This window comes from Micromonospora sp. URMC 106 (genome assembly GCF_051386395.1).
In the GTDB taxonomy this organism is placed as follows: domain Bacteria; phylum Actinomycetota; class Actinomycetes; order Mycobacteriales; family Micromonosporaceae; genus Micromonospora.
Genome location: NZ_JBPQTP010000019.1, coordinates 1 through 26,115 on the forward strand (window position 1 = coordinate 1; position 26,115 = coordinate 26,115).

Annotated in this window: 24 protein-coding genes; 23 read left to right on the forward strand and 1 reads right to left on the reverse strand. The window is 74.4% G+C overall.

Going from position 1 to position 26,115, the window contains the following annotated elements:
* Nucleotides 1-93 precede the first annotated feature (93 nt).
* The 20 genes from ACSNOB_RS09095 to ACSNOB_RS09190 all read left to right on the forward strand — a co-directional run bounded on the left by ACSNOB_RS09095 (nucleotide 94) and on the right by ACSNOB_RS09190 (nucleotide 22,506).
* Nucleotides 94-717: a hypothetical protein gene (locus ACSNOB_RS09095; protein WP_436686195.1), complete on the forward strand. Its 624-nt coding sequence runs from the start codon at nucleotides 94-96 to the stop codon at nucleotides 715-717.
* A gap of 150 nt (nucleotides 718-867) precedes the next feature.
* A complete protein-coding gene (locus ACSNOB_RS09100) occupies nucleotides 868-1,329 on the forward strand; it encodes a DUF948 domain-containing protein (RefSeq protein ID WP_091095618.1) in 462 nt (153 codons plus the stop codon).
* A 26-nt stretch (nucleotides 1,330-1,355) separates the two neighbouring features.
* Complete coding sequence (locus ACSNOB_RS09105; protein WP_393109827.1) at nucleotides 1,356-1,661, forward strand: hypothetical protein; 306 nt, start codon at nucleotides 1,356-1,358, stop codon at nucleotides 1,659-1,661.
* Complete coding sequence (gene alaS, locus ACSNOB_RS09110; RefSeq protein ID WP_436686128.1) at nucleotides 1,658-4,336, forward strand: alanine--tRNA ligase; 2,679 nt, start codon at nucleotides 1,658-1,660, stop codon at nucleotides 4,334-4,336. Before ACSNOB_RS09105 ends, alaS begins: the two co-directional genes overlap by 4 nt.
* Nucleotides 4,337-4,409: 73 nt before the next feature.
* Complete coding sequence (gene ruvX, locus ACSNOB_RS09115) at nucleotides 4,410-4,871, forward strand: Holliday junction resolvase RuvX (RefSeq protein ID WP_393109831.1); 462 nt, start codon at nucleotides 4,410-4,412, stop codon at nucleotides 4,869-4,871.
* On the forward strand, nucleotides 4,868-6,067 hold the full coding sequence (mltG, locus tag ACSNOB_RS09120; RefSeq protein ID WP_436686129.1) for an endolytic transglycosylase MltG: 1,200 nt from the start codon (nucleotides 4,868-4,870) through the stop codon (nucleotides 6,065-6,067). The genes ruvX and mltG overlap by 4 nt, the downstream gene beginning before the upstream one ends.
* Nucleotides 6,067-6,891, forward strand: coding sequence for a shikimate dehydrogenase (locus ACSNOB_RS09125; RefSeq protein WP_436686130.1), 825 nt, complete (start codon nucleotides 6,067-6,069; stop codon nucleotides 6,889-6,891). Before mltG ends, ACSNOB_RS09125 begins: the two co-directional genes overlap by 1 nt.
* A gap of 153 nt (nucleotides 6,892-7,044) precedes the next feature.
* Nucleotides 7,045-8,745 (forward strand): glycosyl hydrolase, encoded by a 1,701-nt coding sequence (locus ACSNOB_RS09130; protein WP_436686131.1) that lies wholly within the window; start codon nucleotides 7,045-7,047, stop codon nucleotides 8,743-8,745.
* A 221-nt stretch (nucleotides 8,746-8,966) separates the two neighbouring features.
* Nucleotides 8,967-10,898 carry a hypothetical protein gene (locus ACSNOB_RS09135; protein ID WP_436686196.1) on the forward strand — a complete coding sequence of 644 codons (1,932 nt, stop codon included), beginning with the start codon at nucleotides 8,967-8,969 and terminating at the stop codon, nucleotides 10,896-10,898.
* Nucleotides 10,899-10,991: 93 nt separating this feature from the next.
* Nucleotides 10,992-11,543 carry an acyltransferase gene (locus ACSNOB_RS09140; protein WP_436686132.1) on the forward strand — a complete coding sequence of 184 codons (552 nt, stop codon included), beginning with the start codon at nucleotides 10,992-10,994 and terminating at the stop codon, nucleotides 11,541-11,543.
* Nucleotides 11,536-13,149 (forward strand): lipopolysaccharide biosynthesis protein, encoded by a 1,614-nt coding sequence (locus tag ACSNOB_RS09145; protein WP_436686133.1) that lies wholly within the window; start codon nucleotides 11,536-11,538, stop codon nucleotides 13,147-13,149. The genes ACSNOB_RS09140 and ACSNOB_RS09145 overlap by 8 nt, the downstream gene beginning before the upstream one ends.
* Nucleotides 13,150-13,151: 2 nt before the next feature.
* Complete coding sequence (locus tag ACSNOB_RS09150; protein WP_436686134.1) at nucleotides 13,152-14,504, forward strand: O-antigen ligase family protein; 1,353 nt, start codon at nucleotides 13,152-13,154, stop codon at nucleotides 14,502-14,504.
* Nucleotides 14,501-16,111 (forward strand): lipopolysaccharide biosynthesis protein, encoded by a 1,611-nt coding sequence (locus ACSNOB_RS09155; RefSeq protein WP_436686135.1) that lies wholly within the window; start codon nucleotides 14,501-14,503, stop codon nucleotides 16,109-16,111. The genes ACSNOB_RS09150 and ACSNOB_RS09155 overlap by 4 nt, the downstream gene beginning before the upstream one ends.
* A gap of 7 nt (nucleotides 16,112-16,118) precedes the next feature.
* The gene (locus ACSNOB_RS09160; RefSeq protein WP_436686136.1) at nucleotides 16,119-17,021 is read left to right on the forward strand and encodes a sulfotransferase domain-containing protein; all 903 of its coding nucleotides are present in this window, start codon (nucleotides 16,119-16,121) and stop codon (nucleotides 17,019-17,021) included.
* A complete protein-coding gene (locus tag ACSNOB_RS09165) occupies nucleotides 17,018-18,280 on the forward strand; it encodes a hypothetical protein (protein ID WP_436686137.1) in 1,263 nt (420 codons plus the stop codon). The genes ACSNOB_RS09160 and ACSNOB_RS09165 overlap by 4 nt, the downstream gene beginning before the upstream one ends.
* 225 nt (nucleotides 18,281-18,505) lie before the next feature.
* Entirely contained in the window at nucleotides 18,506-18,988 is a 483-nt protein-coding gene (locus ACSNOB_RS09170; RefSeq protein WP_436686139.1) for a UDP-N-acetylglucosamine--LPS N-acetylglucosamine transferase, read from the forward strand.
* A gap of 74 nt (nucleotides 18,989-19,062) precedes the next feature.
* On the forward strand, nucleotides 19,063-19,677 hold the full coding sequence (locus tag ACSNOB_RS09175) for a glycosyltransferase (protein ID WP_436686197.1): 615 nt from the start codon (nucleotides 19,063-19,065) through the stop codon (nucleotides 19,675-19,677).
* Complete coding sequence (locus ACSNOB_RS09180; RefSeq protein WP_436686140.1) at nucleotides 19,674-20,594, forward strand: glycosyltransferase family 2 protein; 921 nt, start codon at nucleotides 19,674-19,676, stop codon at nucleotides 20,592-20,594. The genes ACSNOB_RS09175 and ACSNOB_RS09180 overlap by 4 nt, the downstream gene beginning before the upstream one ends.
* A 183-nt stretch (nucleotides 20,595-20,777) precedes the next feature.
* Entirely contained in the window at nucleotides 20,778-21,956 is a 1,179-nt protein-coding gene (gene aroC / locus ACSNOB_RS09185) for a chorismate synthase (protein WP_436686141.1), read from the forward strand.
* 46 nt (nucleotides 21,957-22,002) lie between these two features.
* On the forward strand, nucleotides 22,003-22,506 hold the full coding sequence (locus ACSNOB_RS09190; RefSeq protein ID WP_436686142.1) for a shikimate kinase: 504 nt from the start codon (nucleotides 22,003-22,005) through the stop codon (nucleotides 22,504-22,506).
* A gap of 124 nt (nucleotides 22,507-22,630) precedes the next feature.
* Here ACSNOB_RS09190 and ACSNOB_RS09195 read toward each other — a convergent pair whose 3' ends face one another.
* Nucleotides 22,631-23,359, reverse strand: a complete 729-nt coding sequence (locus tag ACSNOB_RS09195; RefSeq protein WP_436686143.1) for an alpha/beta fold hydrolase — start codon at nucleotides 23,357-23,359, stop codon at nucleotides 22,631-22,633.
* 80 nt (nucleotides 23,360-23,439) lie between these two features.
* Here ACSNOB_RS09195 and ACSNOB_RS09200 point away from each other — a divergent pair, with 80 nt between their 5' ends.
* The 3 genes from ACSNOB_RS09200 (at nucleotide 23,440) to aroQ (ending at nucleotide 26,019) form a co-directional block, all read left to right on the forward strand.
* Nucleotides 23,440-24,405 (forward strand): helix-turn-helix transcriptional regulator, encoded by a 966-nt coding sequence (locus ACSNOB_RS09200; protein WP_436686144.1) that lies wholly within the window; start codon nucleotides 23,440-23,442, stop codon nucleotides 24,403-24,405.
* A 109-nt stretch (nucleotides 24,406-24,514) separates the two neighbouring features.
* Complete coding sequence (gene aroB, locus ACSNOB_RS09205) at nucleotides 24,515-25,591, forward strand: 3-dehydroquinate synthase (RefSeq protein WP_436686145.1); 1,077 nt, start codon at nucleotides 24,515-24,517, stop codon at nucleotides 25,589-25,591.
* Nucleotides 25,588-26,019 carry a type II 3-dehydroquinate dehydratase gene (aroQ, locus tag ACSNOB_RS09210; protein ID WP_436686146.1) on the forward strand — a complete coding sequence of 144 codons (432 nt, stop codon included), beginning with the start codon at nucleotides 25,588-25,590 and terminating at the stop codon, nucleotides 26,017-26,019. The genes aroB and aroQ overlap by 4 nt, the downstream gene beginning before the upstream one ends.
* The last annotated feature ends 96 nt before the right edge of the window (nucleotides 26,020-26,115 follow it).

Consider the following 26,115-nt stretch of genomic DNA (forward strand, 5'->3'; position numbering starts at 1 on the left):
GCGCTGCGGCGGGCCGCGGAGTCGGAGTCGCCCGACGACGACGCGTCCGCCCCCGGTGGGCTGCGCGGCGCCCGGTCGGAGCTGCGGCGGCAGATGCGCGAGCGGCGGCGGCTGCGGATGGGCGTCCTGGCCCTGGTCAGCGTGGTGCTCCTCGGGGCGATTCCGCTCTTCTTCGGCATCCGCACGCTCAGCCGCGACCCGGTCTTCGACACCCTCGACGAGCTGAACGTGCCGGGTTGGGCGGCGGTGAAGACGGTCGACGACGTCAGCGGCAGCAGGTGGTGCCTGCTCGACTGTCGGCTGCGCGAGCGCACCATCACCTCCGAGCGCTCACCGGAGGAGACCGCGCAGGTCTACGAGCGGGCGCTGACCGAGGACGGCTGGCGGCCGTGGCGGGTGACCCGCTGTCCCGAGCAGCAGGAGAAGGGCAGCTACACCTGCTGGCGTCGCGACGAGCTGACCCTCGACCTCTGGGTCCGCGAGCGGACCTGCGTGCCGCCGCCGGTGGACGGGGAGCCGGCCGTGGTGCCGTCGCCCGACCCCTCGACCGCTGCGGAGCAGTGCGCCGGATCGTTGGTCTCGGTGAAGGTCCGCAACGCGATCGACGACGAGCGGACCCGGCCACAGCCGAGCACCGACCCGTCGCTGACCGGAGAGGACCCCTTCCCGACGCTCAGCGAGGATCCGCTCGGCGAACTGACACCCTCACCGTCCTGAGCCGGTTTCCATCACGGACGGTAGGGTCTGGGGCTGGCGGATCCGCCAGCTCCCGCTGACCCCCGCGGGTCGCCGAGCGGCGGTGTGGGCAAGACGGTCGCGCGTTCCGGGGACGTCCGGTCCCCGGGACCCTGCTTGAGGAGGACAGGCGTGGACTTTGGAGAGGTCGCGGCGCTGATCGCGGCGATCGCGTTCGCGATGCTGGTGTTGATCCTGACGCTGCCCATCCTACGGCTGCGGCACACCGTGGACGCCACCACCCGAATGATCAACGACCTCAACGACCGCACCGCGCCGCTGCTGGGCGACGTCAACACCACGGTCAAGAACGTGAACACCGCCCTGGAGCAGGTGCAGACCTCCCTGGACGGGGTGAACCTGCAGCTCGCCAAGGTCGACACCATGACCAGCCACGCGCAGAACGTCACCGCCAACGTCGCGAACCTGGCCACCGTCGTCTCCGCCGCCGCCGCGAACCCGCTGGTCAAGGTGGCCGCCTTCGGCTACGGCGTCCGCAAGGCCGCCGCCGCCCGCCGGCACGCCGAGACCGAGCGCGAGGTGCGCGACACCATCAAGCAGCAGCGGCGGGCCGCCAAGCGCGGCAACCGCTGACGGCCACGACCAGGAGGAGCACGAGAATGAGGCGGTTGTTCTGGCTCGGCATCGGGCTGGCCGTCGGCGTGGTCGTGGTCCGCAAGGCGACCCGCACCGCGCAGGCGTACACCCCCGCCGGCATCGCCAGCACGTTGTCCGAATCCGCTGGCGGGCTGGCGGAGTCGCTGCGTAGCTTCGTGGAGGACGTCCGCATCGCGATGGCCGAGCGCGAGCAGGAGATCCACGAGGCGTTCGCCCAGGGTGAGGCGTTCGACGACCAGTTCGCCGAGTTGCGGGAGGACCCGCGCGTCGGCGACCGAGAGATCTTTCCGGAGGAACACCAGCGATGAAGACGGCGGAGATCAAGCGGCGGTACCTCGCCCATTTCGAGGCGAACGGCCACGCCGTGGTGCCGTCCGCTCCGCTGCCCGCCATCAGCGACCCGAACCTGCTGTTCGTCAACGCCGGCATGGTGCAGTTCGTCCCCTACTTCCTTGGGCAGCAGACCCCGTCGTACCGGCGGGCGGTCAGCGTGCAGAAGTGCATCCGTACGCCGGACATCGACGAGGTCGGCAAGACCAGCCGGCACGGCACGTTCTTCCAGATGAACGGCAACTTCTCCTTCGGTGACTACTTCAAGGACGGGGCGATCCCGCTCGCCTGGGACCTGGTCACCAAGTCGCAGGAGCAGGGCGGTTTCGGCCTGGACCCGGAGCGGATCTGGCCCACCGTCTACCTCGACGACGACGAGGCGTTCGACATCTGGCGCTCCGTCGGCGTGCCCGCCCAGCGGATCGTGCGCCGGGGCAAGGCGGACAACTTCTGGTCGATGGGCATCCCCGGCCCGTGCGGCCCGTGCTCCGAGCTGTTCTACGACCGCGGCCCGGAGTACGGCCGCGAGGGCGGCCCGGCGGTCGACGAGGACCGCTACATGGAGTTCTGGAACCTCGTCTTCATGCAGTTCGAGCGGGGCCCGGGCACCGGCAAGGAGGACTACCCGATCCTCGGGGACCTGCCGGCGAAGAACATCGACACCGGCATGGGCCTGGAGCGGATGGCCTCCATCCTCCAGGGCGTCGACAACCTCTACGAGATCGACGAGGTCCGGCCGATCCTCGACAAGGCCGCCGAGCTGACCGGCAAGCGCTACGGCGCCCACTCCGGCCACGTCGCCAGCGAGTCGCACCCGGACGACGTCCGGCTGCGGGTGATCGCCGACCACGTGCGTACGGCGCTGATGCTGATCGGCGACGGGGTCACCCCGAGCAACGAGGGACGCGGCTACGTGCTGCGGCGCATCATGCGCCGGGCGATCCGGGCCGTGCGGCTGCTCGGCTGGCAGGAGCGGGCGCTGCCCGAGCTGCTGCCGGTGGCCCGGGACTGCATGTCCCCGTCGTACCCGGAGCTGGCCGCCGACTTCGACCGGATCGCGGACTACGCGTACGCGGAGGAGGACGCGTTCCTGTCCACCCTGCGCGCCGGTACGACGATCCTGGACACGGCGATCGCCGAGACCCGGACGGCGGGGAAGTCCAGCCTGTCGGGCGAGAAGGCGTTCCAGCTGCACGACACGTACGGCTTCCCGATCGACCTGACCCTGGAGATCGCGGCCGAGCAGGGGCTGGCGGTCGACGCGGAGGGCTTCCGCCGGCTGATGGCCGACCAGCGGGCCCGCGCCAAGGCCGACGCGCAGGCGCGCAAGACCGGGCACACCGACCTGTCGGCGTACCGGTCGGTGCTCGACTCGGGCGGCCCGGTGCGTTTCACCGGCTACAGCGAGGTGTCCCGGGAGTCGACGGTCCGGGCGGTGCTCGGCGTCGACGGCCCCCGCCAGGCGGCGGTCGAGGGCGACACGGTCGAGCTGGTGCTCGACGCCACCCCGTTCTACGCCGAGGGCGGCGGGCAGCAGCCCGACCTGGGCATGATCACGGTCGGCGGCGGCCAGGTCGAGGTGCTCGACGTGCAGCAGCCGGTGCCCGGCCTGATCGTGCACCGCGCCCGGGTGGTCCGGGGCGAGGTGCGGGCGGGGGAGACCGGCTACGCGGAGATCGACACCACCCGCCGGCGGGCCATCTCCCGGTCGCACACCGCGACCCACCTGGTGCACCAGACCATGCGCAACTTCCTCGGCGAGTCCGCGACCCAGGCCGGGTCGCTGAACGCCCCGGGTCGGCTGCGGTTCGACTTCAACACCCCGACCGGGGTGGCGCCGAGCGTGCTGCGCGACGTGGAGCAGCAGGTCAACGAGGTGCTCCTCGCCGACCTGGAGGTGCACGCGTTCATCACCTCCCTGGAGGAGGCGCGGCGCATCGGCGCGATGGCGCTGTTCGGCGAGAAGTACGGCGAGGAGGTGCGGGTCGTCGAGGTGGGCGACTACGCCCGGGAGCTGTGCGGCGGCACCCACGTCGCCCGCTCCGGCCAGCTCGGCCTGGTCAAGATCCTCTCCGAGTCGTCGATCGGTTCCGGCGTCCGCCGGGTCGAGGCGTTGGTCGGCATGGACGCATTCAACTTCCTGGCCCGGGAGCACCTGCTGGTGTCCCGCCTCGCGGAGCTGTACCGGGTGCCCAACGACCAGGTCGCCGACCGGGTCGAGCAGACCGTGACGCAGCTGCGCGACGCCGAGAAGGAGCTGGAGAAGCTCCGGGCCCAGCTGGTGCTCGGCGGCGCGGCGGCGCTCGCCGCGCAGGCGAAGGACGTGCGGGGCGTGGCGTACGTGGGCACCGAGGCGCCGGAGGGCGCGGCCGGTAACGACGTGCGGACGCTGGCCCAGGAGATCCGGGGCAAGATCGACCCGGCCCGGCCGGCGGTCGTCGCGGTGGCGGCCCGGGCAGGAGGCAAGGCGTCGCTGGTGGTCGCGGTGAACCCGGCCGCCCGTGGCCGGGGCCTGTCCGCCGCCGACCTGGTGAAGGCGGCCTTCTCCGGGCGCGGCGGCGGCAGCCCCGACCTGGCCCAGGGCGGTGGCCTGCCGGCGGCCGAGGCGCCGAACCTGCTCCTCACGGTCGAGAAGGCGATCGCCGAGGCGTGAGGCGAGACCGCAGCGACCAGGGCGGACCCGGGTGGTCCGCCCTGGTTCGCCGTTTCGGGGGGAGTAACCGACCGTGAGCGAGTTGTCCCGCGGTGTCCGGCTCGGGGTGGACGTCGGGCAGGTCCGGGTCGGGGTGTCCCGCTCCGATCCGCACGGCGTGCTGGCCACCCCGCTGGTCACCCTCGCCCGCGACCTCACGGCCGGCCCGGACGCGGTGCCGAGCGACATCGCCGAGCTCGCCGCGCTGGTGGCCGAGCACGAGGCGGTCGAGGTCGTCGTCGGGCTTCCGGTCAATCTCGCCGGCAAGCACGGTCCGGCGGCCGTCCACGTGAAGGCGTACGCTGACCGACTGGCCGATGTAATAGCGCCCGTTCCGGTGGCGCTCACCGACGAGAGGATGTCCACGGTCGTGGCGTCTCGTAGGCTTGCCGAGCGTGGTGTCCGGGGGAAACGGCAACGGGCGGTGGTCGACCAGGCTGCCGCGGTGGAGATTCTGCAGAGCTGGCTGGACGCGCAGCGGAGGCGGACGCGATGATCGACGATCTGGACCTCGGGTTCGACGAGCAGGAGCGGGGGGAGAAGGGCAAGCACCGGCGCAGCGCGATGCGTAAGCGCAACGGTGGCTCCGGCGGTGGCCGGGGCAGGACCGTCCTGGCCCTGCTGCTCGCCCTGGTCCTGCTGGGCGGGATCGGGGGCGGGGCCTTCTACGGCTTCGACCGGGTCCAGAACTACTTCGTCACCCCCGACTACGACGGCAGCGGCACCGGTGAGGTGACGGTCGAGATCAAGCAGGGTGCGCTGATCGCCGACATGGCCGACGCGCTGGTCGCCGCCGGCGTGGTCAAGAGCGCCAAGGCGTTCGTCGAGGCCGCCGAGGCGAACTCGCGCAGCAAGAACATCCAGCCGGGCACCTACAAGCTGCGCAAGCAGATGAGCGGCGAGAGCGCGGTCGCCGCGATGCTCGACCTGAAGAACAAGATCGTCAACGGGGTGACCATCCCGGAGGGCCGGACGGCGAAGAACGTCTACAAGTTGCTCTCCGCGGAGACCAAGATCCCGGTCAAGGAGTTCGAGACGGCGGCGAAGGACCCGATCGCGCTCGGCGTGCCGGACTGGTGGTTCAAGCGCACCGACGGCAAGAAGGTCAAGCCGTCGATCGAGGGCTTCCTCTACCCGGACACCTACGAGATCCCGCCGAAGGCGACCGCCGAGACCATCCTCAAGCTGATGGTGGAGAACTTCCTCAGCGTGACCGGCGAGATGAAGTTCGCCGACCGGGTGCAGAAGGAGCGCGGCGGCATCAGCCCCTACGAGGCACTGATCGTCGCCTCGCTGGCGCAGGCGGAGGCGGGCAACAAGGACGACCTGGGTAAGGTGGCCCGGGTCGCCTACAACCGGGTGTTCGGCGAGTTCCCGTGCAACTGCCTCGAGATGGACGTGACGGTCAACTACTACCTGGAGTCGATCGGTAAGCCGACCAAGCGCTCCGGCGACATGACCACCGCCGAGCTCGACGACCCGAAGAACCCGTACAACCGCAAGCTGCGCGGCCTCGTGCCCACGCCGATCAACAACCCGGGCAAGCAGGCCATGGAGGGCGCGATGGATCCGCCGCCCGGCAAGTGGCTCTTCTTCGTGGCGATCGACAAGGCGGGGCACTCGGCCTTCGCCGAGACCTTCGCGGAGCACGAGAAGAACATGGCCAAGGCCAAGGAGGCCGGGATCATCTGATGGCGGCGACACGGCGGGCGGGGGTGCTCGGCAAGCCGATCGCGCACTCCCTCTCCCCGGTGATCCACCACGCCGGCTACGCGGCGGCGGGGCTGACCGGGTGGTCGTACACCCGGATCGAGTGCGCGGCGGCGGAGCTGCCGGACGTGGTCGCCGGCCTGGGCCCGGAGTGGGCCGGATTGTCGGTGACGATGCCCGGCAAGGAGGCGGCGCTCGCGGTGGCCGCCGAGGTCTCGCCGGTCGCCGCCGCCGTCGGTGCCGCCAACACGCTGGTACGCCGACCGGACGGCTCCTGGTACGCCGACAACACGGATGTCGTCGGCATGGTCGAGGTGCTCACCGACGCCGGGGTGCGCCCCGGCGCGACCGTGACGGTGCTCGGCGCGGGCGGCACCGCCCGGGCGGCGGTGGCGGCGGCCGGACGGCTGGCCGCCCGCGCCGTGACCGTGGTGGCCCGCCGCCCGGAGGCGGTCGAGGAGTTGCGCCCGGTGGCGCGCGCGGTCGGCGTGCAGATGGTCGGCGCGCCCTGGGCCGACGCGGCCGACCGGTGCCGCGCCGACGTGGTGGTCTCCACCGTGCCGAAGGGGGTCGCCGACCCGCTCGCCGACGCGGTCACCTGGCGGGCGGAGACGGTGCTCTTCGACGCGCTCTACGACCCGTGGCCGACGCCGCTGGCCGCCTCGGCCCAGGCCGCCGGCTGCCGGATCGTCTCCGGGCTCGACCTGCTCCTGGCCCAGGCGGTGGGCCAGTTCGAGCACTTCACGGGCGTCACCGCGCCCCGGGCCGCGATGGCCGCCGCGCTGGCCGCCGCGCGCGCCGCCTGACCGTCCTCGCGGGACGGGAGTGTCCCCTGTGGTCGTCCAGGGCATCCTTAGGCGACGGTTAAGACGCGCTTACGTCCGGCTGTCCTGCGCACGTCGCGTCACAGCCGTGGATACGCTGCTGACCGTTACCGTCCCAGACACAGGGAGTGTTCCTTGAGCAGGCACGGACTGCACCGCCTCACCCGGCGCCGGGGCCCACGGCGCAAGGCCGTGGTGCTCGGCGTGGTCGGCACCACCGTCGTCGCCGGCATCGTGGCCACCACGATGCCGCTGCTGGCCGCCGACGACCTGTCGATCGGGGCGGCGGCGGACACCACGGCGACGACGGTGCCGCAGGACGGCGACAACGGCGCCAAGACCACGCTCGCCACTTGCCCGGCCCGCTGCGACGGCAACCCGCGCGGGGCCCGGGAGGCGGTCGTCCGGTTCGCCGTGACCACGCTGCCGGCCTCCGCCGTCAACGTCCGGGCCACGCTGCGGGTGCACGCCTGGCAGGGGTTCCCCGCCACGGTGACCGCGCACGCGTCCACGGTCGACGCCGGCGCGGCGCGCCCGGCGCCGGCAGCGGCGGGCCCGACCCTGGACACCGTCTCCGGGGTGACGGCGGGGTTCAACGAGTGGGACGTGTCGGCCCTGGTCAGGGGGAACGGCACCTGGACGGTCTCGCTGGCGCAGGCCGGCCCGGAGACGCGGATCTACTGGGCGTCGACGGAGCACCGCAACCCCGACCTGCGTCCGCGCCTGGAGATCCGCTACGACGTCGGCACCCCGCCCACGCCGGCGGTGACCAGCGCCGCGCCCTCGCCGAGCCGGACGGTGGCGCCGACGCCCGCGCCGCGGCCGACTCCCAGCGCCAGCCCGACCCGGCCGACGCCGAGCCCGTCCGCGAGCACGACGGGCGGCACGGGGCGGTGCGGCGAGGTGTCGAGCAGGCTCGTGCCCTCCTGCGGCGCCTGGTGGGGGATGTACTCCCCGGCCGGGGCCGACGACGGGTGGAACCACGGCGCCGCGGTTGCCGAGGTGGAGGCGCAGGTCGGGCGGAAGTTCGACGTCGTGCACCGCTACCACGACTTCTCCAACGCCGGCAGCAACGGCGCGTTCCCGGACTCCTATCAGCGGCAGCAGATGCGCGAGGGCCGGCTGATGTTCTTCGCCTGGGAGTCGCGGATCTTCTCCTCCGGCACCGTGCTCACCTGGCAGGACGTCTACAGCGGCCGGTACGACGCGACCATCGACGCGGTCGCGGGCCGGATCCGGGACACCGGCGTGCCGGTCTTCATGGGCTTCGACCACGAGCCGGAGGACGAGCCGGCGAAGGGCAGCGACGCCGACTTCGTCCGCGCCTGGCGGCACGTGCACGACCGGTTCGCCGCGGCGGGCGCCCACAACGCCGTCTGGGTGTGGACGATGATGGGCTGGTCCGGCCACTACGACCGGTACGCCGACCTCTATCCGGGTGACCGGTACGTCGACTGGGTGGGCTACGACCCGTACAACTTCCACGTCTGCAACGGCAGCAGGGTGTGGAAGAGCCCGGCCACCACCATCGGCGGCTTCTACCGGTGGCTGGACGAGCACCGCCTCGGCGTCGGCAAGCCGCGGATGCTCGCCGAGTTCGGCACCAACTTCGACGCGGCCGATCCGGACGCCAAGCGGCGGTGGTTCGAGGAGTTCCCGGCGGCGCTGAAGGCGCACCCGAAGATCAAGGCCGCGATCTACTTCAACTCGGCCGGGATGACCCGCAAGTCGAGCACCTGCGACATGACGATGAACCACGACGCGTCGGCCGTGGCCGGGTTCGCCCGCGCCGGGCGCGACAGCTACCTGCGGCAGCCCACCGGGGGCGGTCGCTGACTAAATGTGACCGTATGGTGACTCGCCGCTGTCGCGATGAGTCGGACATCCGACTCGTCACGCGCGCTGTCGTCATGCCGATGCGGTGACCGCCCAATCGGCGGATATCGCCATCCGGGGTCGGCAGGGCACGCTACGCGGGTTCTCTTCCACGTTGGAGGCGTAGCGTGCCCGAAATCCCGCTCTCTCGGCGATTCGCCGGATTCCGCACCCGGGCGGCGGTGGTCACGCTGGTGACCCTCGCCGCCGTGCTGGCCGTCCCCACCGGGACCTCCGCCGCCGTGGTGCCGGCTCCCGAACCGGCGACCCTGGTTTCGGCGAACCCGGCCGACGCCACACCCCACGCCAGGGACGGCGAGACCCGCGCCTTCGCGCAGGTCGGCTCCACGGTGTACGTCGGCGGCAGCTTCACCCAGATCCGGCAGACCGCCAGCGCGGCGTGGACCACCCAGCGCTACCTCTTCGCGTACGACCGGGCCACCGGGACGATCTCCACCACCTTCCTGCCGGTGCTCGACGGGGCCGTCAACACCCTGGTCGCCGGGCCGGGCGGCACGCTGATCGTGGGCGGCGCCTTCAAGACCGTCAACGGCGTCTCCCGCAAGAACCTGGTGGCGCTGAACCCGACCACCGGCGCGATCGTCGACAGCTGGGTCGGCCGCTCCGACGGCGGCACCGTCCGGGACGTGGCGCTGCACGGCAACTGGCTCTACGTGGCCGGCGCGTTCAACTGGCTCAACGGCGCGGCGCACGCCGGCCTGGGCCGGCTCAACGCCACCACGGGCGCGATCGACCCGACCTTCAACGTCAACGCCACCGTCGGACGCCACAGCACCACCTCGTACGTGTGGACCATCGACGTCTCGCCGGACGGCGGCACCCTGGCCGTCGGCGGCAACTTCCTGTACGTCAACGACCTGCCGCGCAACCAGATGGCGCTGGTCGACCTGTCGGGCACGCCGACCGTGCTGAACTGGAGCACCGAGAAGTTCGTCCCGCCGTGCGCGGCGCCGGCGACCTTCGTGCACTACGTGCAGGACGTCAAGTTCGGCGGCGACGGCAGCTGGTTCGTCGTCGGCACCAACGGCGGCGCCGGCTGGCCGGCCGCGTACTGCGACGCGCTGGTGCGGTTCGAGACCGCGGCCCGGGGCGCCGGGCAGCTTGGCACCTGGGTCGACTACACCGGCAACGACACCATCACCTCCGTCGAGGTCGCCGACAACGTCATCTACCTCGGCGGGCACTTCCGCTGGCTGAACAACCCGAACGCCAGCGACCAGGCCGGCGCCGGCGCGATCGACCGGCTCGGCATCGCCGCGGTCACGCCGGCCACCGGCATGCCGGTCAACTGGAACCCGCGCCGCAGCGGCAGCGCGTCCATGCCGGCCGGCACCAGCAACTGGGGCTCGTCGGTGCCGGTGCTCTGGCGCGGCAGCGACGGCCTCTACTTCGGCCACAACTCCGACGGGATGGGCAACGAGTACCACGGCCGGCTCGGGATGTTCCCGCTGACCGGCGGGCGCACCATCACCCCGAAGAACGCGCCGACCGCGAGCGCCGGCAACCTCTACGTCGGCACCGGCCCCGGCCAGCTGGCCAGGGTGCCGTTCGACGGCACCGGCACCGGCGCCCCCACCACCGTCAGCCAGCCCAACTACACCGCGGCCGGCGCGACCTGGCGGGTGGCCGACCGGATCTACTGGTCGCACACGGTCGCCGGCACCCCCACCGGCAGCCGGATCGACATCTCGATGTTCAACGGCGGCGCGATCGGCGCGCCGTGGGAGGCGTCCGGCTACAACGACTGGTTCAACCCGGCCGCGATGACCGGCGCGTTCTACCTCGACGGTCGCCTCTACTACACCCGGACGGGCGCCAGCGGCCTCTACTACCGCTACTTCGAGATCGACGGCAACTACCTCGGCGCCACCGAGTTCACCCTGCCCACCACCGGGGTCGCCTGGTCGACCGTGCGCGGCATGGCCTGGGTCGCCGGGAAGATCGTCTACGGCGCCACCGACGGGGCGCTGCGCAGCGTCCCGTTCGACCCGACGGCCGCCCCGGCGGTCGACGGGGCGGCGGCGACGGTCGTCGCCCCGGCGGCGGCCGGTGTGACCTGGTCCACCCCGTCGACGTTCTTCTCCGTGCAGTGACGGTCAACCGTTCGTAACGGACATCGGTAGATTGTTCACGTTGGGCCGGCGACGGATCAGCCGTCGCCGGCCCGCCGACGTAGGGAGGGGTCGTTGGTCGGCGCGGGTGGCATCCGCCGGGGCCTCGCGGTGCGGGCCGTCTTCGCGGTCAAGCGCGGCTGGTACCGGCTGCGCTACCCCGGGCTGACGCTGGGCCGGGACGTGGAGATCCGCGGCCGGATCCGGCTGCGCCGGGGCGTACGGGTGAGCATCGGCGACCGCACCCGGCTCAACAAGCTGGTCCGCTTCGCCGGTCCCGGCGAGGTGCGGGTCGGCGCCGACTGCCTGCTGAACGCCACCTGGATCGGCACCTGGACGTCGGTCACGATCGGCGACCGGTGCCTGCTCTCGGACTGCGAGCTGCTGGACAACGACTTCCACAACCTGCCGCCCGAGCAGCGGCACGACCCGCCCGTCCCCGCCACCCGCGCCCCGATCACGATCGAGGACAACGTGTGGATCGGCGCCCACGCCCTGGTGATGAAGGGCGTGCGGATCGGCCGGGACAGTGTCGTGGGCGCCGCCACGGTGGTCCGCACGGACGTGCCGCCACGGGTCGTGGTCGCCGGAAATCCACAACAGACGGTGAAGAAGTTCCATGACTGACGTTCCTCCCCACTCCTGGTCCACCGACGTTCCCGCCAACGGTGGCGGGGCGGGCCGCACCGTCACGCTGACCGACCTGCTCCGCGTCCCCCTGCACCGCATCCGGCTGGTGGCGGCCGTCGCCGCCGTCGGCCTGCTCGCCGCCCTCGGCTACGTGTTCCTCGTCCCCGCCGCGGTGACCGCCAGCGCCGTCGTGGCGGTCCGCCCCGTGGTCACAGACGCGTTCACGCCCAGCGGGGCCAATGCCGACCGGGCCGTGAACATGAACGTGGAGAGCGGCATCGCCACCGGCACCGAGGTGGTGCAGCGGCTGGCGCAGGCGGGCGGGCTGGATCCGCGCGAGGTGCGCGACGCCCTGGAGGTGGAGGTGCCCACCGGCGGGCAGATCCTGCGCTTCGTCTACCAGGCGCCCACCGCCGAGCAGGCGGTCGAGGGCGTCAACCTGGCCGCCCGGGCCTACCTGGAGGTGCGCCGGGCGATGTACGAGAAGCAGCGGGAGGAGATGCTGCGCTCGTACGACGAGAGCATCAGCAAGGTCGCCGCGCAGCAGGCCGCCCTGCAGAAGCGCGTCAACAACGCCCGGGAGGGCGCCGTCGACGCCGCGGTGACCGAGCTCGCCGGCATCAACAACCAGCTCACCCAGCTCAACGCCGCGCGCACCGAGATCGCCGCGGTGGACGTCAACCCCGGTTGGGTCACCCAGACCGCCGAGCGGGCCCTGGCTTCCTCCGCCGGGAACGGCCCGCTCTACCTGCTCGCCGGCCTGCTCGGCGGGGCGCTGCTCGGCGTGGTGCTGGCGTACGCCTGGGAGTCCGTCGACCGGCGGATCCGGTCGGTCGACGACGGCCGCGACGCCACCGGCCTGCCGCTGCTCGGCACGGTCCGCAGCCGCGGGTGGCGCGGCCGCAAGGAGGCGGTCGACGCCGACATCCGGTACGTGGCGATGGCCATCGCCGAGCGGGTGCGCCAACCCGCCCGGGTGTCGCTGCTCACCGCCCGCGAGGAGGACCCGACCGCCATCACCGCCGGGCTGGCCGTCGCCCTGGCGGCTGTCGGTCGGGAGGTCTTCGTCGCCGACGACAGCGGTCGCGCCGAGCGGCTGCGCGGCACGGTGCTCGCCGACCGGGAGCGGCTGCCCGCCGCGGCCGACCCGTCCCGCCCGGCCGTCCCGAAGCCCCGCCCGGCCGGCTCGGCGGACGAGGCGGTCGGCGGCCCGCCGCAGCCGGCGGCCCGCCGACCGTCGCCGCACCCGCCCGGCGCGCGCCCGTCCACCGACCCGGACGCCACACTCACCCTGCCCCGGGTCTCCAACGTGGCGACCGGCGACAAGGGCCGGGTGACGGGCGCGGACCCGGTGACGGTGGGCGTGGGCAGCGTCCGCTTCGGCACCTGGCGGCAGGGCGCGGACCACAGCCTCGTGCTGTTCAACGCCCCGCCGGCCGAGTCCGACGAGCGCGGCGTCGCCGTCGCCCGGCAGGGCACCGCCGTCGTGGTGGTCGAGCGCGACCGCACCCGGCAGAACGACCTGCGCCGGCTCGTGGAGCGGCTGCGCGCCGCCGGGGTCACCCCGCTCGGCTTCGTGCTGACCCGCAGCGGCCGGGGTTGAGCGTGCCCGTCACCCGCGCGCCGGCCACGAGCGAGCCCGCCGGGCGCCCGAACGCCGCCGCCCCGCTGCCACGGCCGCCGACACCGCCCCGGCTGCCGCTCTGGCCGCTGGCCGCGATGTTCGGCCTGGTGCCCGTGTGGTGGCTGACCGGAGCGTTCTACCTCGGCTGGCCGTTGCTCGGCGCGCTGCTGTTCGCGCTGCTGGTCATCCGGGGGCGGGTGCCGCTGCCCCCGGCCGCCGGGATCTGGCTGCTGTTCCTGGCCGTCGTGGTGGTCAGCGCCACCCAGCTCCAGTCGCCGGCCTCGGTGCTGACCTTCGCTTTGCGGCTCGCCTTCTACCTCACCGCGCTCGTGGTCGGCGTCTACGTCTACGCGGTCGCCCGCGAACGCGCCGATCTGGTCGCGGTCCTCGTGCCGCTCTGCGCGTTCTGGTTCGCGCTGGTCGCGCTGGGCTGGCTGGGCGTACTGGCGCCCCGGTTCGCGCTGACCACCCCGGTGGAGGTGCTGCTGCCGGGCGGGGTGGCCCGCACCCCGTTCATCCACGACATGGTCCACCTGAGCACCGCCGAGTACAGCGAGCGGTCGCTCAACCCGATCTACCGGCCGGCCGCGCCGTTCGCGTACACGAACAACTACGGCAGCGCGTACGCGATGACCCTGCCCTGCGTGGTGGCCTTCACCATGCTGCGCCGGCGCGGCGCGCTGCGCTGGGCGCTGCTGGCGTCGCTGCCGCTGTCGCTGGTTCCGGCCTTCCTCACGCTGAACCGGGCGATGTTCCTCAGCATCGGCGCCGGGCTCGCGGTGCTCGGCGTCCGGGCCGCCCTGCGCGGCAACGTCCGGGTGGCCGCGTCGATCGTCGGCGTGGTGGTCATCGGCGGAATCGCCACCCTGTTCATCCCGATCGCCGAGCTGATCGGCAACCGCGTCGAGGCCAGCGACACGAACACCGACCGGCTCTCCCTCTACGTCGAGGTGATCCGCCGGGTGAAGGAGTCGCCCTGGCTCGGCTACGGCGCGCCCGTCAACGTGGACACGGTCACGGCCCAGGCGCCCATCGGCACCCAGGGGCAGCTGTGGATGGTGCTGTTCAGCCACGGCGTCCCCGCCCTGCTGTGCTTCCTCGCCTGGTTTCTCGCCGCCGCGCTGATCTGCGCCCGGGCCACCTCGGCCGCCGGGCAGTGGCTGTCGGTCGTGCCGGTGATCTGCCTGGTGCAGATCCCCTTCTACGGCATGGCGAACCAGAACCTCGCGGTCGCCTTCTTCGCGGTCGCCTTCTCGATGGCGCTCACCGAGCGGGAGACGGCGGTCCGCTTCCGCCGCCCCCGCCCGGTCGCCGCGGAAGCGGCGCCGGCATGACCGCCGCCACCCGACCCCCGACCGGCGTCGCCGACCCGGCCGGGGACGGCGACGGACCGGTCGACGACGCGGCCGAGACCCGGCGCAGCGCCCGCAGCGGGGTCGCCGGGCTGATCGGCGCGGCCACCAGCGGCCTCTTCGGGTTCCTGCTCGCGGTCGTCATCACCCGCGGCTACGGCACGGTCGGCTCCGGCGCGTTCTTCGCCGCGATCGGGGTGGTCACCGTCGCCACCGCGGTCTGCACCCTCGGCGCCGAGACCGGTCTGATGTGGGCGCTGCCCCGCCGCCGCCGCGGAGCCGGGGGCGACGCCGCCCGGGTGCTGCCGGTGGCCCTGCTGCCGCCGCTGCTGGCCGCGGTCGTCGTCGCCGTGGCCGGGGCGCTCGCCGCGGACGCGCTCGCCCCGCGCCTGCTCGACGACTCCGGCGCCGGCGGCGCGGCCCTGCTGACGGCCAGCTTCGCCGCGGTGCCGGTGGTGGTGGCGATGACGCTGCTGCTCGCGGCGCTGCGCTGCGTACGACCCATCCGGGCGTACGTCGGGGTGCAGTTCTTCCTGCTGCCGGTGGCGCGGCCGGCGCTGGTCGGCGCGGCCGTGCTCACCGGCGGGGGTCTGCTCGCCGGCATGACCGGCTGGCTGGTCCCGGCGGCGCTCGCCCTGCTCGCCTGCCTGACGCTGGTCGTGGGCCCGCTCGGCGTCGGCCGGGGCGCGGCGCTGCGGCCGGAACGGGCCGACTGGTCGGCCTTCTGGCGCTTCGCCCTGCCCCGGGCCGCCTCCGCGGCGATCGACGCCGGCAACATGTGGGTGGGCGTGCTGCTCACCTCGGTGTTGGCCGGGCCGGCCGACGCGGGCGTCTTCGGCGCCGTCGGCCGCTACGTCCTCGCCGGCCAACTGGCCATGCAGGGGCTGCGGGTGGCGGTGTCGCCGCAGCTGTCGCGGCTGCTCGGGCGGGGCGAACGGGGCGCGGCGGCCGCCGTGCACCGGCAGCTGACCACCTGGGGGCTGGTGCTGTCCTGGCCGGTCTACCTGCTGCTCGCCGTCTTCGGCCCGGCCTTCCTCCAGCTCTTCGGGCCGGAGTTCACCGCCGGCGCCACCGCGATGACCGTGCTCGCGCTGGCCATGCTGGTCAACACCGGGGTCGGCAACGTGCAGAGCCTGCTGCTCATGGGTGGCCGCAGCGGCCTGCACCTGGCCGCCACGCTGGCCGGGCTGCTGGTCACGGTCTCCCTCGGCCTGTGGCTGATCCCGCAACACGGCGCGACCGGGGCGGCCCTGGCGTGGGCGTTCGGCATCGCCACCGAGAACCTCACCGCGGCCGGCTGCGCCCGCGTCGTGGTCGGCCAGCCGCTGGTCGACGCGGCGATGCTGCGGGCCGGTGCGGCCACCGTCGTCGGGGTCGGGGTCGCGGCGGCGGTCGGGGTGCTGGCCGGCGGGCGGGGGATCGGCGGGCTGGTGGTGGCGGTGGGCGTGCTGACCGCCGGCTGCGTCGGCTTGTTGACGTTGCCCCGGGTGCGGCACGGCATCCGGGTGACCATGGTGCAGATCCGTGGGCGGCGGGAGGTGGCCCCGGCCGCCGCCGGGCCCGCCCCGGCGGAGTCGAAGGGCAGGTGAGGCCGTCGTGCCGTCCATCCGTGACCGGGTGAAGCAGCTCGTCCCGACCCAGGTGACGAACCGGGTGAAGGAGTCCCTCGTCGACTACGGGGTGCGCACCAGCGACCGGCGGCCGCTGCCGGACTTCCTCATCATCGGCACCAAGCGGGGCGGCACGACGTCGCTGTGGAACTACCTCATCCAGCACCCGCTGGTGCCCCGGCTCTTCCCGGCGTGGAACACCAAGTCCGCGCACTACTTCGAGGAGCACTGGCGGCGCGGCGAGGCGTGGTACCGGTCGCACTTCCCGACCCAGGGGCAGCGCGAGGCGCTGGAGAGGCGGCACGGCGGGCCGGTCCGGGCCGGCGAGGCGGCGCCGCTGTACATGTTCCACCCCCTCGCCGCGCAGCGGGTCGCCGCGCTCATGCCGTCGGTGCGGCTGATCGTGCTGCTGCGTGACCCGGTGGAGCGGGCGTACTCGCACTGGAAGGAGCGGCGCACGCACGGCATCGAGCCGCTCGACTTCGCCGCCGCGCTCGCCGCCGAGGACGAGCGCACGGCCGGGGAGCGGGAACGGCTGATCGCGGAGCCGGAGTACTTCAGCGAGCCCTACGACTGGTACACCTACCGCGCCCGGGGCCGCTACCTGGAGCACCTGGAGCCGTGGCTGGAGCGGTTCGACCGGGAGCAGATCCTCTTCCTGCCCAGCGAGGACCTCTACCGCGACGCCCGGTCCACCTACCGTCGGACGCTGGACTTCCTCGGCCTCCCCCCGCACGACCTGCCCGACTTCAAGGTCTACAACGACCGCCGCTCGGCGCCGCTGGAGCCGGCCGTGCGCGCCGAGCTGACCGAGTACTACCGCCCGTACAACGACGCGTTGCGGCAGCGGCTGGGGCTGGACCTCGACTGGCCGGACCGGGCCGCGTGACGGCGCGGGTCGCGGCGCCGGCCGATCCCCGGTCGCGTACGGACGGGTTGGGCTGGGTCACCCGGGCGGTGTTCGGCGACGAGCGGATCGCCCTGACCGTGGGTGGCCCCCCGCCGCCCGGCCACCGCGCCGTCGCCCGCTACGCGGTCGTCCCGTCGGTCGGCCGGGCCCGGTTCCTGCTGCCGCTCGGCGCGCCCCGGGCCACGGCCGCCTCGCTGCTGGCGTACAACGCGCTGCGCCCGCCCAGGGTCCGGGCGGTGCGGGCCGGGCTCGGCGCGCTCGCCCGGGTCGGCGCCGTCGACCTGGCCCCGTTCCCGCGGCTCACCGTGTCGCTGCCCGACGGGCTCGCCGCCGACGAGGTGCTGCTGGCGCGGCGGCTGGCCGGCGCGCTGGGCGGGCCGTCGGTGTACGCCGCCTGCGGGGTGCGCCCGCCGGACCCGAACCACAAGCCCACCCTGCAACTGTTCGACCCGGCCGGCCGGCCCCTCGGCTACGCCAAGATCGGCTGGAACGACGCCACCCGAGCCCTGGTGACCACCGAGGCGGCGGCCCTGCGCGACCTGCCCGCGGTCACCGGCACCCCCGACCACCCGGCGGCGCCCCGGCTGCTGGCCGAGGTGACCGCCGCCGGGCAGGTGATCGCCCTGGTCGAGCCGCTGCCGCCGGCCGTACGGGGAGTGCCCGCCGACGACGCGCCGCGACTGGCGGCGCTGCTCGCGGTGGCCCGCCGGGGCCGCGCGCCGGCGCCGCCGCGACCGCTGGCCGGTTCGGCCTTCCTGGCCCGGCTCGCCGCCCAGGCCGAGCGAGCCGCCGCCGCCACGCCCGACGGGGCCCGGGCCGTCGCCGCCGTGGCCGCGCTGGCCCGTCGCCACGGCGACACGACCGTCGAGTTCGGGCACTGGCACGGCGACTGGGTGCCGTGGAACCTCGGCGTGCACGCCGGTCGGCTGGTCGCCTGGGACTGGGAGCACAGCGGGCCGGACGTGCCGCTCGGCTTCGACCTGGCGCACGACGCGTTCCAGCGCGCCCTGGTGCTGCGGGGCGAGCTGGCCGCCGCGGCGGCCCGGGCCGTCGACGCCCACCTCGACCGGCACGGCGCCGGGCTGGGGCTCGATCCGCCGGCGCGGCGGCTGGTGGCCGACGGCTACCTGCTGGAGATGTGGCTGCGCACGTGGCGGCTCGCCGCGGCCGGCGCGGGCTGGAACGCCGCGCTGCATCCCGCCCTGTTGGACGTCGTCGAGAAACGACATAGCGGCTGATCCACCCGATCCGGCGGGACGGCACGCGGCCGTCCGCTGCGGACGGTGACGGCAAAACTCCAGGTCGTGACGACCGTCGATGGCTGGCGGGCGGCGCGGCGCACCTGCTCCGCCACCCGTGGAGATCGACTGTCGCCCGGTCGTCCTATTTCACCGGCCGATGGACTGTGATCTGCTGTCGCGTGGCGGCGACCGGAACTCCAAGCGAACGTGTGGGGGAGTCGCGTGGCAACGACGATCGAGGATGCCGGCGGGCCCGGGGTCCTGCTCCTGGTGGGCTCCAGCGGCGGCCACCTGGCCCAACTGCTCGCCCTGCGGCCGTGGTACGAACGCTGGCGCCGCTGCTGGGTCACCTTCGACACGCCCGAGGCGGTGTCGCTGCTCGCCGGCGAGGAACTGGTCCCGGCGCACCACCCGACCACCCGCAACGTGCCGAACCTGCTGCGCAACGCCGTCCTCGCCTGGCGGGTGCTGCGGTCGCGGGAGGTCGCCGCTGTGGTGACCACCGGCGCGGGGGTCGCCGTACCGTTCGTGGTGCTGGCCCGGCTGCGGCGCATCCCCACCGTCTACATCGAGGTGTACGACCGCATCGACACCCCGACCCTGACCGCCCGACTCTGCCGCCCGTTCCTGTCCGCGATGCTCGTGCAGTGGGAGGAGCAGCGCCGCCAGTACCCGGAGGCCACGGTCGTGGGGACCCTGCTGTGACCGCCGAGAGCACCGGAACCGCCCCCGCGCACCCGGTCGCCTCCGGCCGTCCCCGGCCGTCGCAGGCCAACCGGGTGCCCCGGCCCCGCGACCCCGGCGAGGCCGACCGGGCCCGCCTGCTGGTCGCCGTCGGCACCGACAAGCACCCGTTCGCCCGGCTGGTCGGCTGGCTGGGGCAGTGGCATCAAGGCGTCGCCGACGAGGTCGGCCTGACCCTCCAGCACGGGCACACCCCGGCGCCCGGCGTGCCCGGGGCGGTGGCGTTCCTCGGCCACGACCAGCTCCAGGCCGCGATGGCCGAGGCCGACCTGGTGGTCTGCCACGGGGGGCCGGCCACCATCCTGGAGGCCCGCCGGCACGGTCGCCTGCCGATCGTGGTGCCCCGCGATCCGGCCCGGGGCGAGCACGTCGACGACCACCAGCAGCTCTTCGCCCGCCGGCTGGGCGCGGCGGGCATGGTGGCGCTGGCCGAGACCCGGGAGGAGCTGTTCGCGGCGCTTGACGCGGGGCTGGCCGACCCGTCCCGGTTCGCCGTCGCGGCCGACCAGCGGGCCTCCGACGCGCGCCGGGTCGCGGTGGAGCAGGTGGGACGGATCGTGGAGGAACTGGTGGCCGCGTCGACCGGGCGGCGGCAGCGGACGAGGTGGCGGCCGTGGGCGCGGTCGGGCCGGAACGGAGAGCGGCGATGAGCGAGCACCCGAGCGTCAGCGTGGTGGTGCCGACCCGGGACCGTCCGGAGCTGCTCCGGGCCGCCGTGCGGGCCGTCCTCGACCAGGACCACCCCGGCCCGGTCGAGGTGGTGGTCGTCCACGACCGGTCCGAGCCGGACGACTCGCTGGCCGAGCTGTCCCGCCCGGACCGGCCGGTGCGCGTCATCCGCAACACCCGCACTCCCGGCCTGGCCGGCGCCCGCAACTCGGGCATCCTGGCGGCCACCGGAGAGCTGGTCGCGTTCTGCGACGACGACGACGAGTGGCTGCCCGGCAAGCTGCGCGCCCAGGTCGAGGCGCTCGCCGCCGCGCCCGACGCGGAGTTCGTCTGCTGCGGCATCCGGGTGAGCTACGACGGGCACACCGTCGACCGGGTGCTGCCGAAGGACTCGGTCACCCTGGCCGACCTGCTGCGCGACCGGATGACCGAGCTGCACCCGTCGACGTTCCTGATCCGCGCCGCCGCGCTGCGCGACGGGTTCGGGCTGGTCGACGAGGAGATCCCCGGCAGCTACGCGGAGGACTACGAGTTCCTGCTCCGGGCCGCCCGCAGCGCGCCGCTGGTCAACCTGCGCACCCCGTACGCGCTGGTGCGCTGGCACAAGCGGTCCTACTTCGCGCAGCGCTGGGACACCATCTCCGAGGCGCTGCAGTGGCTGCTGGAGCGCTACCCCGAGTTCGCCACCCAGCCGGCCGGCGAGGCCCGGGTCACCGGGCAGATCGCCTTCGCCCGGGCCGCCTCCGGCGACCGGCGGGGCGCGATGCGCTGGGCGCGGCACACCATCCGGCGCAACCCGCGCGAGCCGAGGGCCTACCTCGCCCTCGCGGTGGCCGGGCGGGTGGTCCGCGCCGACGCGGTGCTGCGCACCCTGCACAAGCGCGGCCGGGGCATCTGAGCGTGCGGGTCCGGCGTGCCGCCGCGAACGAGGTGCCCTGCGCCGACACGAACGGCAGGGTCCGGCCCCGGCGCGCCTCGCCGGGTCCGGCGTGCCGGCCGGTCGGCGGACGGCGGCGTCCGCAGGGCGGGACGCGGCGGGCACCGCACGGCGGCGGCCACCGGGCGTGACAGACTGACCGCTGTGTTGCGCTGGTTGACTGCAGGGGAATCGCACGGTCCCGCCCTCGTCGCGATGCTGGAGGGCGTGCCCGCCGGCATCGAGGTGACCACCGGGGAGATCGCGGCCGAGCTGGCCCGTCGCCGGCTCGGCTACGGCCGGGGCGCCCGGATGGCGTTCGAGCAGGACGAGGTCGAGATCATCGGCGGGCTCCGGCACGGGTTGACCCTCGGCAGCCCGGTCGCGATCCGGGTCGGCAACTCCGAGTGGCCGAAGTGGCGCACCGTGATGGCCGCCGACCCGGTCGACCCGGAGGAACTGGCCGGGCAGGCCCGCAACGCGCCGCTCACCCGGCCCCGGCCGGGCCACGCCGACCTGGCCGGCATGCAGAAGTACGGCCACACCGACGCCCGGCCGATCCTGGAGCGGGCCAGCGCCCGGGAGACCGCCGCCCGCGTCGCCGTGGGCACGGTCGCCAAGGCGCTCGTCCGGCAGGCCCTCGGCATCGAGATCGTCTCCCACGTGGTCGAGCTGGGCCCGGTGGCCGTCAAGCCCGGGCTGCGCCCGACGCCCGCCGACGCCGCGCGTATCGACGCCGACCCGCTGCGCTGCCTCGACCCCGAGGCCAGCGCCCGGATGGTCGCCGAGGTCGACGCCGCGAAGAAGGCCGCCGACACCCTGGGCGGCGTGGTCGAGGTGCTGGCGTACGGGGTGCCGCCGGGCCTGGGCAGCCACGTGCAGTGGGACCGCAAGCTCGACGCCCGGCTCGCCACCGCGCTGATGTCGATCCAGGCGATCAAGGGCGTCGAGATCGGGGACGGCTGGCAGCAGGCGCGCTCGCGGGGCTCCGAGGCGCACGACGAGATCATGCCCACCGCCACCGGCGTGCGTCGGGTCACCGACCGGGCCGGCGGGCTGGAGGGCGGCATCACCACCGGCGAGCCGCTGCGGGTGAAGGCCGCGATGAAGCCGATCTCGTCGCTGAACCGGGCCCTCGCGACGGTGGACGTGACCACCGGCGAGCCGGCCACCGCGATCAACCAGCGCTCCGACGTCTGCGCGGTGCCCGCCGCGGCGGTCGTCGCCGAGGCCATGGTCGCGCTGGTGCTGGCGGAGGCGGCCACCGAGAAGTTCGGCGGCGACTCGGTCGCCGAGATCCGCCGCAACCTGGCCGGCTACCTCGACGCGCTGGTGATCCGGTGAGCGCCGGCGGGTCGGCCGGTCGCGCGGGCGGCGGGCGGTGCCGCTGATGGCGCCGGTCTGCGTACTGGTCGGGGCGCCGGGCTCCGGCAAGACCACGGTCGGGCAGACGCTCGCGGGGCTGCTCGGGGTCGAGTTCCGCGACACCGACGTGGACATCGCACGGATGGCCGGCAAGCCGATCCCGGAGATCTTCATCGACGAGGGCGAGGCGCACTTCCGTACCCTCGAACGGGCCGCGGTGGCGGCGGCGCTGGCCTCCTGCGACGGGGTGCTCGCCCTCGGCGGCGGCGCGGTCCTCGCCGAGGAGAACCGCGCCGCCCTGGTCGGACATCCCGTGGTGCACCTGTCCGTGGAACTGCCGGACGCCGTGAAGCGGGTCGGGCTGGGCGCGGGCCGTCCGCTGCTGGCGATCAACCCGCGGGCCACGCTGAAGCACCTGCTGGACCAGCGCCGCCCGCTCTACGCCGAGGTGGCCACCGCGACGGTGGTCACCGACGGACGGGCCCCGGAGGACATCGCCGCCGAGGTCGCCGCGCTGCTGAAGCGCTGAGCGCGGGCCCGTTCCGACCTCGCCGCGCGGGCCGCGCGGCCGACCCCGCCCCTGCCCGCCGGGCGGGCAGGGGCGTCGCCAGTCAGCTCGTGCGCCGCCCCGAGCGGCTGGCCGACCGCGCCGGTCAGCTCCCCGCGATGCGGTCGAGGACGTCGGCCAGGCCCTTCGGCTCGCTGAGCATCGGCCAGTGCCCCGTGGGCAGCGCGTGCAACTGGCCGCCGGCGAGCCCGGCGAAGAACGGGTGTCCCTGCGCGATCATGCCCTCGACCACCTCGAGGGGGAAGGTGCTGGCCACCAGCGCGGTCGGCACCGCGCGACCGCCGGTGCGGCGCACCGGGTCGGTGGCGGCGCGCAGCGGATGGGGCGTGGCGCGCCGCCGCAGCAGCGCGAGCGCGGCGGCATCCAGGCCGGCCAGGTTCTCCGGGTCCTCGGCCGGGTCCCAGGCGGGCGGGGGCAGCAGGTGCCCGTCACCGATCTGGGCGCGCAGCCGCTCCTGCTCCTCCGGCGGGTTGCTGTCGAACTGCGACATCCCGTCCGGCATCGGCCCGCTCTCCACGTAGACCACCCGGGCGATCCGGTCCGGGACGCGGTCCGCCGCCTGGGTCACCGGCAGGCCGCCCCCGGAGTGCCCCACCAGCACCACGTCGGTCAGGTCCTCCACCTCGATCAGCCGGACGATGTCGGTGGTGTGCGTCTCCAGGCCCACCTCCGGGCCGGCCAGGTGGGCGCGCTCGGCCACCCCGGTCAGCGTCACCGGGTAGACCTCGTGGCCCTGCTCGCGCAGTGCCGCGATCACCTCCCGCCACGCCCAACCACCCAGCCAGAACCCGGGAACCAGCACGAACGTCGCCATTTCGATCTCCCTCTGTCGTCTTCCGGGGATACCGTACGATGAAATCCGGACGCTTTCCGCCCGGTTTTTAGGAGTGGCCCGTGTCACATCCCGCCGCCCGGGTGCTCGGGATGCTCGAACTGCTCCAGAGCCACCACCGGCTGACCGGGGCGGAGCTGGCCCGGCGCCTGGGGGTCGACGAGCGCACGGTGCGCCGCTACGCCGCGACCCTGGCCGACCTGGGCATCCCCGTGGCCGCCGAGCGGGGCCGCCACGGCGGCTACCGGCTGCGCCCCGGCTACAAGCTGCCGCCGCTGATGCTCACCGACGACGAGGCGGTGGCCGTGCTGCTCGGGCTGGTCGCGGCCGAGCGGCTCGGGCTGGGCACCGAGGAACCGGCGACCGCCACCGCGCTGGCCAAGATCCGCCGGGTGCTCCCGCCCGCGCTGGGCGACCGGCTCGCCGCCGTGCAGGAGCACCTCGGCTTCACGCTGCGCCGCTCGGCGGCCGAGGCCCGCCCGGCGTCCGGGACGCTGCTCACGCTCGGGGCGGCCGCACGGCACCGGCGCCGGGTCCGGCTCGACTACAAGTCGTGGTCCGGCGCGGCCACCCGGCGGCAGCTCGACCCGTACGGCCTGGTCTTCCACGCCGGCCGGTGGTACGTCACCGGGCACGACCACCTGCGCGGGGAGGTGCGCACGTTCCGGCTGGACCGGATCGGCGGGGTCGAGACGGGGGAGGAGACCTTCGCCGTGCCCGACGGGTTCGACCCGGTGGCCCAGGTGACCCGCTCGCTGGCCGGCGTGCCGTACGCCCACGACGTCGAGGTGCTGCTGGAGACCGACCTGGCCAGCGCCCGTCGCCGGGTCCCGCCGAGCGTGGCCGAGCTGACCGGGAGCTCCGGCGGGGTGCTGCTGCGCGCCCGCGCGGAGAACCTGGACGGCATGGCCCAGCTCCTCGCCGGGCTGGGCTGGCCGTTCACGGTGCTCAGCCCGGACGCGCTGCGCGCCGCGGTGGCGGAGCACGCCCGTCGGCTGGCCGGCTGGGCCGGGCGGACGCCCGGGTGACCAGACGCCGCCGGTGCGACCGCCCGGCGACGGCGGCCACGGCGCGACGGGTGGCCACCACGTGGACAGTCCCGGTCCGGGACCGGGTGGCTGGACTAGGCTGCCGGCGATGGACGAGGTGACCCGGATCCCGGTCGGCGGCGAGCGCCCGTACGACGTGCTGGTGGGACGCGACCTGCTCGACGCGCTGCCCGAGCTGTTGCCGGACGCGACCCGGGTGGCGGTGCTGCACACACCCCCGCTCAAGGGGCTGGCCGACGCGACCGGCGATCGGCTGCGCGCGGCCGGCGTCGCCCCGCTGCCGATCGAGGTGCCGGACGCGGAGGCGGGCAAGCACATCGACGTCGCCGCGGCCTGCTGGGACCGGCTGGGCGAGGCCGGCTTCACCCGTACCGACGCGGTGGTCGGGGTCGGTGGCGGCGCGGTCACCGACCTGGCCGGCTTCGTGGCGGCCTCCTGGCTGCGCGGCGTGCGGTGGGTGCCGGTGGCGACCTCGCTGCTGGGCATGGTCGACGCCGCGGTGGGCGGCAAGACCGGGATCAACACCGCGGCCGGTAAGAACCTGGTGGGCGCGTTCCACCCACCGGTCGGGGTCCTCGCCGACCTGGCGACCCTGGACAGCCTGCCCCCGGCCGACCTCGCCGCCGGCCTGGCCGAGGTGGTCAAGTGCGGGTTCATCGCCGACCCGGCGATCCTCGACCTGGTGGAGCGGGACCCGGCGGCGGCCACCGACCCGACCGGCGCGGTGACCCGGGAGCTGATCGAGCGGGCGATCCGGGTCAAGGCGGACGTGGTCTCCGGCGACCTGCGCGAGTCGGGCGTGCGCGAGGTGCTCAACTACGGCCACACCCTCGCCCACGCCATCGAGAAGGTGGAGGGCTACCGCTGGCGGCACGGGCACGCGGTGGCCGTCGGCATGGTCTACGCGGGTGAGCTGGCCCGGCTCGCCGGCCGGCTGGACGCCGCCACGGCCGAGCGGCACCGCACGGTGCTGGCGGCGCTGGGCCTGCCCACCAGCTATCCGGCCGACGCCTGGCCGCAGCTGCTGGCCACGATGCGGGTGGACAAGAAGGCCCGGGGCAGCCGGCTGCGCTTCGTGGTGCTGGACGGGCTGGCCCGCCCGGCGATCCTGGAGGGCCCGGAGGACGCGCTGCTGGAGGCGGCCTACCGCGAGGTGGCGGCATGAGGGTCTACGTGCTCAACGGCCCGAACCTCGGCCGGCTCGGCACCCGGCAGCCGGACGTCTACGGGGCGACCAGCTACGCGGACCTGGTCGCGCTCTGCGAAACGACCGGGCGGCAGCTCGGCCTGGACGTGACGGTCCGGCAGACCGACGCCGAGCACGAGCTGTTGGGCTGGCTGCACGCCGCCGCGGACGAGGGCGCCGCCGTGGTGCTCAACCCGGCCGCCTGGTCGCACTACTCGTACGCGGTCCGCGACGCCTGCGCGATGCTGCGCGGGCCGCTGGTCGAGGTGCACATCTCCAACATCCACGCCCGGGAGGAGTTCCGGCACCACTCGGTCGTCTCCGCCGTGGCGACCGGCGTGATCTGCGGGCTCGGTGTCGACAGCTACCGCCTGGCCCTGCACCACCTGGCCGCCCGAAGCGGCTGACGGCTCCGGGCGCCCCGATCTCCCGCCCCTCCCCGGGCCACCGACGCTCGGGACCGGCGGGTGCGGGCCAGGCGCCTCGGCGCGGTGGGAAGCGGC

Coding starts and splice junctions, on each gene's coding strand:
- ACSNOB_RS09095 (WP_436686195.1), top strand. CDS start 94: ATGCGCGAGCGGCGGCGGCTGCGGATGGGCGTCCTGGCCCTGGTCAGC.
- ACSNOB_RS09105 (WP_393109827.1), top strand. CDS start 1,356: ATGAGGCGGTTGTTCTGGCTCGGCATCGGGCTGGCCGTCGGCGTGGTC.
- alaS (WP_436686128.1), top strand. CDS start 1,658: ATGAAGACGGCGGAGATCAAGCGGCGGTACCTCGCCCATTTCGAGGCG.
- mltG (WP_436686129.1), top strand. CDS start 4,868: ATGATCGACGATCTGGACCTCGGGTTCGACGAGCAGGAGCGGGGGGAG.
- ACSNOB_RS09125 (WP_436686130.1), top strand. CDS start 6,067: ATGGCGGCGACACGGCGGGCGGGGGTGCTCGGCAAGCCGATCGCGCAC.
- ACSNOB_RS09145 (WP_436686133.1), top strand. CDS start 11,536: ATGACTGACGTTCCTCCCCACTCCTGGTCCACCGACGTTCCCGCCAAC.
- ACSNOB_RS09155 (WP_436686135.1), top strand. CDS start 14,501: ATGACCGCCGCCACCCGACCCCCGACCGGCGTCGCCGACCCGGCCGGG.
- ACSNOB_RS09180 (WP_436686140.1), top strand. CDS start 19,674: ATGAGCGAGCACCCGAGCGTCAGCGTGGTGGTGCCGACCCGGGACCGT.
- ACSNOB_RS09190 (WP_436686142.1), top strand. CDS start 22,003: ATGGCGCCGGTCTGCGTACTGGTCGGGGCGCCGGGCTCCGGCAAGACC.
- ACSNOB_RS09195 (WP_436686143.1), bottom strand. CDS start 23,359: ATGGCGACGTTCGTGCTGGTTCCCGGGTTCTGGCTGGGTGGTTGGGCG.
- aroB (WP_436686145.1), top strand. CDS start 24,515: ATGGACGAGGTGACCCGGATCCCGGTCGGCGGCGAGCGCCCGTACGAC.
- aroQ (WP_436686146.1), top strand. CDS start 25,588: ATGAGGGTCTACGTGCTCAACGGCCCGAACCTCGGCCGGCTCGGCACC.